The organism is Ruegeria sp. H3, from assembly GCF_056533095.1.
Window position 1 is genome coordinate 1 of record NZ_JBQFOD010000008.1, and the last position, 12,432, is coordinate 12,432.

Annotated in this window: 12 protein-coding genes; 5 read left to right on the forward strand and 7 right to left on the reverse strand. The window is 58.9% G+C overall.

The window, feature by feature from the left end; translation table 11 throughout:
• Positions 1 to 83 precede the first annotated feature (83 nt).
• Positions 84 to 1,325 carry a cytochrome-c peroxidase gene (locus ACR0JE_RS10725; protein ID WP_480864159.1) on the reverse strand — a complete coding sequence of 414 codons (1,242 nt, stop codon included), beginning with the start codon at positions 1,323 to 1,325 and terminating at the stop codon, positions 84 to 86.
• A gap of 42 nt (positions 1,326 to 1,367) precedes the next feature.
• On the opposite strand from ACR0JE_RS10725, the gene ACR0JE_RS10730 reads away from it, so the two are divergent.
• Entirely contained in the window at positions 1,368 to 1,838 is a 471-nt protein-coding gene (locus tag ACR0JE_RS10730) for a tetratricopeptide repeat protein (RefSeq protein WP_170430854.1), read from the forward strand.
• A 31-nt stretch (positions 1,839 to 1,869) separates the two neighbouring features.
• Here the strand turns inward: ACR0JE_RS10730 and ACR0JE_RS10735 are convergent, their stop codons facing one another.
• From ACR0JE_RS10735 to ACR0JE_RS10760, 6 genes are read right to left on the reverse strand one after another with little or no spacing between them, the layout of a single operon-like run.
• Positions 1,870 to 2,931, reverse strand: a complete 1,062-nt coding sequence (locus tag ACR0JE_RS10735; protein WP_170533639.1) for a TRAP transporter substrate-binding protein — start codon at positions 2,929 to 2,931, stop codon at positions 1,870 to 1,872.
• A 24-nt stretch (positions 2,932 to 2,955) separates the two neighbouring features.
• The gene (locus ACR0JE_RS10740) at positions 2,956 to 4,245 is read right to left on the reverse strand and encodes a TRAP transporter large permease (RefSeq protein WP_170533636.1); all 1,290 of its coding nucleotides are present in this window, start codon (positions 4,243 to 4,245) and stop codon (positions 2,956 to 2,958) included.
• Entirely contained in the window at positions 4,246 to 4,833 is a 588-nt protein-coding gene (locus tag ACR0JE_RS10745; RefSeq protein ID WP_480543262.1) for a TRAP transporter small permease, read from the reverse strand.
• Positions 4,834 to 4,886: 53 nt separating this feature from the next.
• The gene (locus ACR0JE_RS10750) at positions 4,887 to 5,402 is read right to left on the reverse strand and encodes a flavin reductase family protein (RefSeq protein ID WP_480864160.1); all 516 of its coding nucleotides are present in this window, start codon (positions 5,400 to 5,402) and stop codon (positions 4,887 to 4,889) included.
• Complete coding sequence (locus ACR0JE_RS10755; protein ID WP_480864161.1) at positions 5,402 to 6,292, reverse strand: aldo/keto reductase; 891 nt, start codon at positions 6,290 to 6,292, stop codon at positions 5,402 to 5,404. The genes ACR0JE_RS10750 and ACR0JE_RS10755 overlap by 1 nt, the downstream gene beginning before the upstream one ends.
• Entirely contained in the window at positions 6,292 to 7,446 is a 1,155-nt protein-coding gene (locus ACR0JE_RS10760; protein WP_480864162.1) for an LLM class flavin-dependent oxidoreductase, read from the reverse strand. The genes ACR0JE_RS10755 and ACR0JE_RS10760 overlap by 1 nt, the downstream gene beginning before the upstream one ends.
• Before the next feature lie 106 nt (positions 7,447 to 7,552).
• Here ACR0JE_RS10760 and ACR0JE_RS10765 point away from each other — a divergent pair, with 106 nt between their 5' ends.
• The 4 genes from ACR0JE_RS10765 to serA all read left to right on the forward strand — a co-directional run bounded on the left by ACR0JE_RS10765 (position 7,553) and on the right by serA (position 12,339).
• Positions 7,553 to 8,263 (forward strand): GntR family transcriptional regulator, encoded by a 711-nt coding sequence (locus tag ACR0JE_RS10765; protein WP_480864163.1) that lies wholly within the window; start codon positions 7,553 to 7,555, stop codon positions 8,261 to 8,263.
• Between the two features lie 11 nt (positions 8,264 to 8,274).
• Positions 8,275 to 9,372, forward strand: coding sequence for a Gfo/Idh/MocA family protein (locus ACR0JE_RS10770; RefSeq protein ID WP_480864164.1), 1,098 nt, complete (start codon positions 8,275 to 8,277; stop codon positions 9,370 to 9,372).
• A gap of 159 nt (positions 9,373 to 9,531) precedes the next feature.
• Positions 9,532 to 10,686 carry a phosphoserine transaminase gene (locus tag ACR0JE_RS10775; protein ID WP_480864165.1) on the forward strand — a complete coding sequence of 385 codons (1,155 nt, stop codon included), beginning with the start codon at positions 9,532 to 9,534 and terminating at the stop codon, positions 10,684 to 10,686.
• A 57-nt stretch (positions 10,687 to 10,743) separates the two neighbouring features.
• Positions 10,744 to 12,339 carry a phosphoglycerate dehydrogenase gene (serA, locus tag ACR0JE_RS10780; RefSeq protein ID WP_480550594.1) on the forward strand — a complete coding sequence of 532 codons (1,596 nt, stop codon included), beginning with the start codon at positions 10,744 to 10,746 and terminating at the stop codon, positions 12,337 to 12,339.
• Positions 12,340 to 12,432: the final 93 nt, after the last annotated feature.

The window sequence follows — 12,432 nt, forward strand, 5'->3', positions numbered from 1 at the left end:
CCGAAACCTCATCTGCACATGCCCACCCATGACCGAATACATGGAAGCCGCAGAGTAAAAACACCCCCCCAAGGGGGGGCACTTTACGGCTTGAAATCTTTGGGCACACCAAAAGGCGGTGTGTCCACGTTCGTGCCTGTTAGGGCGTTCAGGAACGCAATGAGTGCGTTGATTTCCGTGTCGGTAAGAACCACCGGGGAAATGTCGATTGTGTTGCGCACCCGCTGCATTTCGAACCGGTCTTGCCAGACGACAAAATCCGCTTTTTGCAGCCAAGGAACCTCGGGCAGGGCCGCCGAGTCCGGCATCCAGTTGGAAAGGCTGGCCTGCGGGTTCAAATGGTGGCGGATCATCGTGTCCAGATCTGGAAAAGCCCCGTTATGGCCATAGGGTGCGGTCAGCGTGACGTTGCGGAGCATCGGGGTGCGGAAGCGATAAGCATCCTCGATCCGATTGCTTTCGCCCATGCGGCCCACGTCGCGGGCGTATGGGTCCCATTGGCGGGTTCGTCCAGGGCCAAAGGGAGGCAGGCCCAAAGCGTGAAATTGCTGATCCGTCATGAAAGGGCCGGAATGGCAGGTCGCGCAATTGGCCTTGCCATAGAACAGGCTCATACCGTCTTTCTGAGCGTCCGTGAGCGCCGTGGCATCACCCGCCAGGTACCGATCAAACGGGCTGTCGGTGCTGCGCCATTCGATGGCCATGAACGCGGCCAGAGCATTTGCAATCTGTGTGATCGTGATGTCTTCGGTATTTTCGACTTGGTCGAATGCCTTAATCATAGCCGATCCGTAACGCGGATTGGTGCGGACGCGTTTGGCCAGAATGGGCCAGCCCAGATCGATCCGGTCGGCCACCGCTCCGGTCACCTGATTTTCGCCGACATTCCCGGCCATCTCGAATTGCGACGTCAAGGGAAACAGCGCCTGCGCAGCGAGTAATGAGTTCAACCCTTCGGGCAACCATTCCTGCGCCGGTGAATTGAAGCCGTTGCCGTAGACATCTGATATGCTCAGGCGGCCATCGTGAAACACTGTGTGGATGTCCTTAGCGCCGAGGTTCCACAGCCCAGGTGAATTGCGGGGAATGCGCTTGCGGATTCTATCGATCCCAGTGCCGGGTGTGCGATCCGGGCCCAGACCCTCACCACCTTCGCCTATGCCTAAAGACAGCCCATCCGAGGTACCGAAATCTGGGTGATGGCAATGGGCGCAAGAGATGTTCTGGTTGCCCGACAGAATCGGATCGTAAAACAGTTGATGACCAATAGCGGCCTGTTCCATATCAAAGGGTATGAAATCAGCATCCGTCAGCGGGCGCGGCAAATCCTGTGCCGCTGCAGCCCCGGCCAGAAGGAAAGCAACCCCATGCGTCAGTTTGTATATGCCCTTTGCCTGTTCGCATCCCCGGCGTTGGCCGAGTTGGAACAGGCGCGCGACATGATGGAAGCTGGGGAATTTGAGGCCGCGCGTGAGGAGCTGTTGCCAGCGGCGCGGTCCGGCAATGCCGAGGCGGAGGAATTGATCGGCGTGATGTACGGGTTGGGGCTGGGTGTCGAACAAGACTATGAACGCGCGTTCGAATGGTATCTGCGCGCCTCGATGAAGGGGCATCCGGGGGCACAGTCGGGTGTTGGCTGGTATTACGAACTGGGTCTGGGCATGCCTGCGCCCGATCTGGTGCGGGCCTATATGTGGTACACGCTCAGCGCCATTGGCGGCGATCCCGATGCCGCGATCAGCCTTGAGGAAGTGGTCAAGAAGATGTCGCCGGAGCAGATCGAAAGGGCGCATGTGCTGGTGAACGACTACAAGGGTTGGATGTACCCGTTTCGGTGAGGGCCGGGCCTTAGGGGCCCGACCCGTTAGCTTAGTTCAGGTCCGCATCGCGCGATGCGTTGACATCGGCCTCAGCCGCTGCAACTGCATCGGTCAGCGCAACAAAGATCTCATCACCGCGGGCAACGTTGGACTGGAACCAGTCATAAACCGGAGTAGCGGCTTCTTTGAACGCGGCCTTCTGGTCGGGTGTCAGAACATAGAGGTCACCGCCACCGGCGACGAAGTCTTCATAGGCCTGAATCGACTTGCGCTTGGGCGAGGCAAAAGTGGCCTGTTGCAGCGCATAGAAGCCGTCAACGACGACGCGGCGCATATCCTCGGGCATCTCCTGAAACTTCGCGTTGTTCATCCACCAAAGGGCGCCCATATAGGCGTGGCCGTCCAGCGTGACATATTGCAGGCCCGCATCCGGGAATTTCATGCCCATGATATCAGTGATGCCGTTTTTAGAACCCTCAACAACGCCAGTCTGGAAGCTGGTGAACAGTTCAGGCCACGGGATCGGGGTGGGCGATGCACCCAGCGCCTTGACCAGTTCCTGCGGCAGGTCGGCAACCACGGTGCGGATTTTCAGACCGTCCATATCGGCAGGTTCAGCGATGCGGCGCTGCGTGTTGGCAAAGTTGCGCCAGCCGCCGGTGTTGCCGATGGTCATCAGACGGATCGCGCCGCCGGAATCCTCCAGCGCCATGTCACGCATGGTACGGGTGAAGTCGCCGGACAGGACATGTTCCGCAATGCGGTCATCGGCCATCAAATAGGGCAGGTCCAGAACCTGCACGTAAGGAAAGATGCCGGACGCGCCGCCCGAAGTTGAGATATAGATATCAATGGTACCGTCAGCCACACCTTGCAGGCATTCCGCACCGTTCGAACACAGCTGCGTGCCGATGAACAGTTCCACTTCGATGGCGCCGTTTGATGCGGCCTCGACATAGTTTTTGAAGACGACCAGACCGTCATAGTCCTCATCGTTTTCGTTCGAGTTGGCCGTGGCACGCAACGTGTAATCGGCTGCGGTTGCCGCTATGGCAGATGCCGCCACCAGTGACGTGGCCACCGCTGCGGTTTTGATGAAGTTTCTGAGCATGCGTTTCCTCCCTATGGGTCTCAGTTAGTTTGCAAATCCCGTTATCCTCGGGATCGTCATGGATATTGCGGGGATATAGGTGATCAGAAAGATCACGATGATTTCAACGGCCAGGAACGGCAGAATGGCCTTGGCGATGGTCTCGACCTTCTCGCGCGATACGGCAGCGGCCACGAACAACACCAGCCCCATAGGTGGCGTGGCCAGGCCAACCGTCAGATTGACGCTCATGATGATCGCGAAATGGATCGGATCGACGCCGAGGCTGGTAAAGATGGGGCCAAGGATCGGACCAAGAATGATGATCGCCGGGCCGGCATCCAAGAACATGCCGACGACAAACAGAAGCAGGTTGATCAAGAACAGCAGGATCAGTGGATTCTCCGACAGGCTGAGGATCAGCGAGGCCAATTGTTCTGGCGCGTGGCTGAGGCTGACAACGGTTTTGAACGCCATCGCGGCACCAACCAGCAGCAGCACAACGGCCGAGGTTAGACCGGCATTGCTGAGGATCTCGGGCACCTCTTTCAACGTCAACGTTCGCAGGACAAAAAAGCCGATGATGAAGGCATATCCTACAGCCACGGCGGCGGCCTCGGTCGGGGTGAAGATACCGCCCAGAATTCCTCCCAGAATGATCACCGGAGTCAGCAGCGGGAAAAACGCTTTGAGGCTGGCCTGACGCCGTTCACCCCAGGTGTATTTGCGGCTGGCGACGGGGAAGTCATACTTGTCGGCCATGAATTTGATCATCAGCATCAGGCCGACGCCGACCATCACGCCCGGCACAATACCGGCCAGGAACAGTGCCGCGACGCTTTCGCCCATGACATAGGCGTAGATGATCATGATGCCCGAGGGCGGGATGATCGGGCCGATCACAGAACTCGCCGCTGTAATTGCTGCGGCGAATTTGCGGGTGTAGCCCTGTTTTTCCATCGCTGGGATCAGCATCGACCCAAGGGCCGAGGTATCAGCCACCGCCGATCCGGAGAGGCCCGCGAACAGGATCGAACTCAGCACGTTCACATGTGCCAGACCGCCGCGCAGATGGCCCATCAGCGCCTGGCTGAACTCGACCAAGCGGATGGTAATGCCGCCGCGGTTCATCAACTCTCCGGCCAGCATGAAGAAGGGGATCGCCATCAGCGGAAAGCTGTCCATGCCATTGTAGACATTGCGATACAGCAGCGTGATGTCGTTCGTCTGGCCGTTTAGCCAAAGCAGGATGCCAGGTGCGGCCAGCAAGGCGAAGAAGACCGGCAGGCCGATGATGAGGAAAACCAGGAATGTGGGCAGGAACCAGATCAGCATTTATTCAGCCCCCGCTGGCGCATCAGGAATTTCAGGCAACAGATGTCCGCCACCCATGAGGGTCACGACTGAACGCAGGACCAGCTCGATATTTACAGAAATCAGCAGGATGATCCCCACCAGCAGTGAGGCCATCATCCAGCTGCGCGGGATGCGATACCATTCGTCGAACCCGAGGGAGGTGGGCAGGTACAAAGCAGCAGTCGCGAATTTGCCGCCAAATCCGGTGACCTCGGACCATCCGATATTAACGGCGACCAGCAACACCGCCAGTGAGACCACCAGCAGGAACAGGGTCAGCACCTGCCCGACAACGCGCGGCAGCATCAATGGCACCATGTCGATGGCTACAAAGCCACCGCGCCGAAAGGCGGTGGGGGCCATCAGGCCGGTCATCCACAACATACAGAATCGCGCGGCTTCATCCGGCCAGGGCAGAGCATTGCCCAGCACGTATCGAAAGAACACCTGAATCAGGATCGCGATCACCATCAATGCAATCGCAACGACGCCAACCGCGCGGCCCAGGCGCAGCGCGGTTTCGTTCACGAATGCAATCGGCGCAAGCACCGATGCCAGTCCGCCCATGCGGATCCTCCCTTGTGCAGCCGCAGGTTTCTCCTGCGGTCGTCAGATCGCGCTTAGTGTTGCGCGAATTGGCCGAGTTTCCCGGCATAGAAGGTCAGCGCGTCTCCATCGCTCATGCTGGCCTTCAGGACTTTGCCCACCACGATCACATGATCGCCCGCATCGTGATAGGCATGTTGTTCGCATTCAAACCGCGCCAGGCAATCCGACAGCAGCGGCGTACCATTCTCGCAGCGCTCATGTTCGATCTCACGCAGGGCGTGGGCGTCTTTGGAGCACCCAAAGCACAGCTCTGCCTGTTCGGACGATAGCACATGTACGGTGAAATGGCGGGCCTTGTGAAAATAGGGAAAACGGCGTGAGTTGCGATCGCCTGCCCACATGATCAGCGGCGGGTCCAGTGACAGGGACGAAAAGCTGTTCGCGGTGATGCAGACCGGGCCATCCGCGCTGTCGCAGGTTACGATGGTGACGCCCGTGGCAAAGCGGCCAAAGGCGTCGCGCAGGGTGCGGGTGTCGTCCTTGTGGGGAACGAATGTGCGGGTCATGTCCTTTGAGATGGCGTTCATCATGGTACCTCATGCCCCAGCGCCGCCTCATAGAGGCGATACCAGCTTTCACGATCCAGTTTAACTTTCAGAGCGTCCGAGATGGTTTTGATGCGACTCAGGTTATTGGTGCCCAGAACCGGCAGGATATTTGCCGGATGAGCCAACAGGAACGCCACGGCCACGGCAGCGCGATCCACGCCGAACGCGGCTGCGATCTCATCCGCGACGACACCGACGGGCGGGTTCCCGGCCATCAGAAGACCGCCACCCAGAGGCGACCATGCCATGATTGGTTGCCCATGCTGCTGGTGAAAGGCCAGATCGCCATTGGTGAAGGGGCTGATCTCTCCCAGAGAGATCTCGATCTGGTTGGTGACCAGTTGTGTTTTCATCGCCGATTGCAGCAGCGACCAGTCCCAGGGGCGGAAGTTCGACACGCCGACCGCGCCGACCTTGCCGCTGGCAACAACTTCATCTAGCGCGGCGCCGGTCTCATGGTGGTCCATGAACGGGTCGGGGCGGTGGATCAGCAGCAGGTCGATATGATCAATCGCCATTTCTGTCAGCGATGTGTCGACTGATTTCAAAATATGGTCACGCGATGTGTCGTAATATTTGACCTTGGCATCCGCATACCGGCCCATCGGCGCGATGATGTCGCACTTGGTGACGATTTCCATCCGCTTGCGCAGGCTGGGATTGGCGCGCAAGGCATTGCCCAGAACAGCCTCAGCAGCGTAGCCGCCATAGATGTCAGCCTGATCAAAGGTGGTGATGCCCTGATCCAGACAAGATTGAATCTTAGCCTCGACATGACCCACGGACGTATCGCTGTCATCGCCCAGCCGCCACATGCCATAGACAAGGCGGCTCATTTCCAGCGTGTCGGATAGTTTCACACGTTGCATCAGCGACGAACTCCGTTGCCCAGCGGGGTCGCCGGGGATGTTGCAGGCACGCGCCCATAGGCTTCGGGCAGCGAGCAGGTTTTCAGGTTGGGCATCACGCGGGCACCAAAATGCTTGGCTTCGTCCATGTGCGGATAGCCTGAGAAGATGAAAGCGCGGATGCCCATCTTCTGGTATTCTTCGATCTTGCTCATCACCTGATCGGTCGAGCCCACCAGAGCCGCGCCACAGCCGGAACGTGCCCGGCCCACGCCCGTCCACAGACCCGGCTCGACATAGCCATATTCGTCCGCCAGATCGCGGTTCTTGGCCTGATGCGCCACGCCCAGCGAGGTGGAATCCAAGGCCCGTTCCCGGATCGCGCGACCATATTCGTCATCCAGCTTTGAGACAATGTAATCCGCATATTCCTGTGCCTCGGCCTCGGTATCGCGGACGATCATGTGGACGCGCAGGCCGTAATCCAGCGTCCGGTCGTAATTTTCGGCGACCGCGTGAACGGCCTTCATACGCTCGGTCAGCTGGTCCTTGGTTTCGGGCCACATCAGATACACATCGCAATGCTCGCCACACAGATCCAGCGCTGACGGAGAATACCCTCCGAAATAGAGCAGCGGCCCGCCAGTCTGATACGGCTTGGCCGGATCGGTGGTCAGGCCCGAGAAGTTATAGACCTCACCCGCATGATTGATCTCATCCTGCGTCCAGGCCTGTTTCAGGATCTCGACCACTTCGCGCGAGCGCTGATAGCGGAACGCGCTACCGGCTTTCTCACCGGGGAAATCTGAGGAGATGATGTTGACCGTCAGCCGACCCTTCAGCATGTGGTCCAGCGTCGCAATGGTACGGGCCAGCATGATCGGCTGCATCTCACCGCACCGCACGGCGGCCAGCAGGTTGATCTTTTCGGTGATCGGGGCGCAGCCGGCGACGAAACTCAGCGTGTCCTGACCGACCTGATAGGACGAGGGGCACAGGATGTTGCGGAACCCCTGCGCTTCGGCCTCTTTGACGATGCCGGAACAATGATCCCAGCTCGAACGTAGATTGCCGTCAGGTACGCCAAGAAACTGGTAGTCATCCGAGCAAAGTGCTGCAAACCACGAAACCTCGGCCGCATCCAGATCGGGGGATGTGATGGGGACGATGGTCATTTGATTCACACTCCGTACATCTTTGACTTTCCTCTTGCGTAGCAAGCGCATTGATGTAGATCAATAGTGTATCAATTTTTCCTGCGACCCAGTGAAGCGCGCGCAAGTGACCACGACCAACCGAAACCCCAATGCCTTGCCGATCTATGTTCAGATCGCAGAGCTACTGATCCGCGAAATCGCGGCAGGTCGCATGATTGATGGCGAGCGTCTGCCGCCGGAACGGGACATGGCGGCCGAGCTAAAGGTTTCGGTCGGGACGTTGCGAAAATCGCTCGCCGAGCTTGAGAAAAAAGGCATGCTGGAGCGGATACAGGGCTCGGGCAACTATGTGCGTGAGACGGGAACGCAAAATAGCGTTTACGCAATGTTCCGGCTAGAACTGCCCGAAGGTGGTGGCTTGCCGCGCGCGGATATCCTGTCTGTGGATCAGGTGGAAAAGCCCGCCGATCTGCCCGAATTCGGGGCATCAAGCCGAGGCTCGCGCGTGCGGCGGATGCGCTATCTGAATGACACAATCATCGCGGTCGAGGAGATCTGGCTGGACGAATCAGCCGGTCGGATCGATCGAAGCCTGCTGTCAGACTCGCTCTATCGTTATTATCAGCACCAGCTTGGGTTCTGGATCACGCGGGCGGAAGACAGGGTTTCGGTCGGGAAACTGCCCGGCTGGACGCCCGAGACTTTCACCAAACCTGCCGGGGAAACGGTGGGGTATATCGAGCGGTTCAGCTGGTCGGAAAAGGCGGAACCCGTCGAGTTTTCAAAAACATGGTTCGATCCGGATCGGGCCACCTATGTCCAACGTCTGAAGTAAAAGGAAAACGCATGACCCGGACCATCCACTACGGGCTGATCGGATGCGGCATGATGGGGCAGGAGCACCTGCACAACATAGCGCTGTTGGACGGCGCGCGCGTTGCCGCGATCTATGAACCCGACCCGGATATGGCCCAAGCGGCGCAAACCATTGCGCCCGATGCGGCCATTGTGGCGTCTGTGCAAGAGCTGTTGGCGGTCGAGAATTTGGATTGCGTTGTCATTGCCAGCCCGAACCATCTGCATGTGGACCAGATCTGTGAGATTGCAGAAACGCGCCCTCTGCCATTGCTGGTCGAGAAACCCTTATTTACCAACCCGGCGGATGCCGCGCGGCTTGAGCAGGTGCAGCGGGACTACCCCCATCCGATCTGGGTGGCGATGGAATACCGCTATATGCCGCCCATCGCCGCCTTGATTGATCAGGCGGGTGTGACGGGCGGCGTTCAGATGCTGTCGATCCGTGAACATCGCTTTCCGTTTCTGGGCAAGGTCGGCAACTGGAACCGGTTCAACCGAAACACCGGCGGGACCTTTGTTGAGAAATGTTGCCACTTCTTTGACCTGATGCGTTTGATATTGCATTCCGATCCAGTGCGGATCACCGCCAGTGGCGGGCAGGCAATAAACCACTTGGATGAAAGCTACGACGGTGAGACGCCCGACATTCTGGACCACGGCTATGTGCTGGTCGATTTCGCCAACGGGGCGCGGGCGATGCTGGAACTGTGCATGTTCGCCGAAGGCTCACGCTATCAGGAAGAGGTCACGACCATTGGCCCCAAGGCCAAGATCGAGGCGTTGGTGCCCGGCCCGGGTCGGTTCTGGCCTGATCATTTGGGTGAGCCCCCGGTGCCACAGCTGATTGTCAGCCCGCGTGATCCGAAAGGACCTGTGTCAAAAGACATCCCGGTTGACCCCAAGTTACTGGCGGCTGGGGACCACAATGGCTCGACCTTCTATCAACATCAGGGGTTTCTGGAACTTGTGCGCGGCCAACGTTCTGCGCCGGATGTGTCGCTTCAGGATGGGCTATGGGCGGTGCGCATGGGACTGGCGGCGCAGCAGGCGCTGGCCACAGGAGAGACTGTCCGCTTCGATCTGTGATGCCGATAGGAAACCTGCGTTCCCGATAAACGCGATTTCCGGTGTCGTTTTTGGCATTGGAAAGGTCTTTTTCGCTTGCTGAGAGGTTTTTGAGGCAATAGCTCTGCCCGTGGGACACCCCTCCCCAACGAGGGGCGTGTATCTGGAAGGGTAATACAGATGAGCATTGAACAACCGGCGACGCGGCCGGCTAATCCGCGTTTTTCCTCGGGCCCTTGTGCCAAACCCCCCACATTTGATCTGTCCAAACTGGCCGATGCCGCGCTGGGGCGCTCGCACCGCGCGGCTGTTGGCAAGGACAAGCTGAAGGCGGCCATCGAGGGCACGCGCGAACTGTTGGGCATTCCGGCAGACTACAAGATCGGCATTGTTCCCGCCTCGGACACCGGCGCGGTTGAGATGGCGCTTTGGTCGCTGCTGGGTGAACGCAAGGTCGAGATGCTGGCCTGGGAAAGCTTTGGTGCCGGTTGGGTAACTGACGTGGTCAAGCAGTTGAAGATCGACGCTGAGGTCAAGACTGCAGAATATGGGCAGATCGTTGATCTGACTTCGGTCGATTTCGCCAATGACGTGGTGTTTACATGGAACGGCACAACCTCTGGCGTGCGCGTTCCCAATGGCGATTGGATCGCCGATGACCGTCAGGGCCTGACAATCTGTGATGCAACCTCGGCAGCGTTTGCGATGGACCTGCCGTGGGACAAGCTGGATGTGACCACCTTCAGCTGGCAAAAAGTGCTGGGCGGCGAAGCGGCCCACGGGATGCTGATCCTAAGCCCGCGCGCAGTCGAGCGGCTGGAAAGCTACACCCCGGCCTGGCCGCTGCCGAAGATTTTCCGCCTGACCAAGGGCGGCAAGTTGATCGACGGGATTTTCACCGGCGCGACCATCAACACGCCCTCGATGCTGGCGGTTGAGGATTACCTGTTCGCGCTGGACTGGGCGCGCTCGGTTGGCGGGTTGCAGGGGTTGATCGCCCGGGCCGATGCCAATGCTGGTGCGCTGCATGCGTTTTGCGACCAGAATGGCTGGATTGCCAACCTGGCCGAGGATGCGGCGACGCGTTCGAACACATCCGTGTGCTTGAAGTTCACCGATGCCCGCATTCGAGACGGTGCAGCATTCGCGAAAGCCGTGGCCAAACGGCTTGAGGCCGAGAACATCGCATTGGACATCGGAGCTTATCGCGATGCCCCTGCGGGCTTGCGTATCTGGTGCGGCGGTACGGTCGATACTTCGAACATCGAAGCGATGCTGCCTTGGCTGGCATGGGCTTTTGAGGCCGAGATTGCGGCGCAGTCTGAGGCTGCCTGACTTTTCACCGGGCCGTCCAAGGCCCGGACCTTCCATACAATTCAAGGACCAGAGAACATGGCCCCCAAAGTACTCGTATCTGACAAGCTCAGCGAAACCGCCGTGCAGATTTTCCGCGATCGCGGTATCGATGTGGATTTCATGCCCGATCTGGGCAAGGACAAAGACAAACTGGCCGAGGTGATCGGTCAGTATGACGGTCTTGCTATTCGTTCGGCCACCAAGGTCACACCGACCATTCTGGAGAAGGCCGACAAGCTGAAAGTGATCGGTCGTGCCGGGATTGGTACCGATAATATCGATAAGGATGCGGCCTCGAAAAAGGGCGTGATCGTCATGAACACGCCGTTCGGCAACATGATCACTACGGCAGAGCACGCGATTGCGATGATGTTTGCCGTAGCGCGGCAAATCCCCGAGGCCAGCACCTCGACCCACGCGGGCAAATGGGAAAAGTCCAAGTTCATGGGGATCGAGCTGACCAACAAGACCCTTGGCGTGATCGGGGCGGGCAATATCGGCGGTATCGTCTGCGAGCGTGCGCTTGGTCTGAAGATGAAGGTTGTGGCCTATGACCCCTATCTGGGCGAAGAGAAAGCCGCGCAGATGGGTGTGGAGAAGGTCGAGCTGGACGAGCTGCTGGCGCGTGCTGACTTCATCACTCTGCACGTGCCGCTGACCGACCAGACGCGCAATATCCTCAGCCGTGAGAATCTCGCTAAGACCAAGAAGGGTGTGCGCATCATCAACTGTGCCCGCGGCGGTCTGGTCGACGAAGACGCGCTGGCTGAGGCGCTGCAATCCGGACATGTTGCAGGGGCGGCCTTTGACGTGTTCAGCGAGGAACCGGCCAAGGAAAACGCCCTGTTCAACCTGCCCAACGTGGTCTGCACGCCTCACCTTGGCGCGGCAACGACCGAGGCGCAGGAAAACGTGGCCCTGCAGGTGGCCGAGCAGATCTCGAATTACCTGCTGACCGGTGCTGTGGAAAACGCGCTGAACATGCCCAGCGTTACGGCTGAAGAGGCCAAGGTCATGGGCCCGTGGATCAAGCTGGCCGGACATCTGGGCAGCTTCATCGGCCAGATGACCGATGAACCGATCAAGGCGATCAACATCCTCTATGACGGTGTGGCGGCTGAGATGAACCTGGCTGCGCTGAATTGCTCGGTCGTTGCCGGGATCATGAAGAAGTTCAACCCCGAGGTGAATATGGTCTCGGCCCCCGTTGTGGCCCGCGAGCGGGGTATCCAGATTTCGACCACCAATCAGGACAAATCCGGTGCGTTTGAGGGTTACATCAAAGTGACCGTGGTGACCGAAAAACGCGAGCGTTCCATCGGCGGCACGGTATTCAGCGACGGCAAGCCGCGGTTCATCCAGATTAAGGGCATCAATATCGATGCCGAAATCGGGGCGCATATGCTCTACACCACCAACGAGGACGTGCCGGGCATCATTGGTGCGCTGGGCCAGACCATGGGCGCGAACGACGTGAACATCGCGAACTTTACCCTAGGCCGGTCCGAGGCGGGTGGGGAGGCCATCGCGCTGCTTTATGTCGACGAACCGGTTCCGGCTGAGGCGCGCGCCAAGCTGGCCGAGACGGGTCTGTTCACTCAGATCAAACCGCTGGAATTTGACGTCGCCTAGCGTGTGTTGAGTTTCTGAGACATCCTTTGCCCGCGCCGCCCAAGGCGCGGGTGTTTTCTTTAACAGGCTCTCAATTATAGAGAGCTCGCAGGG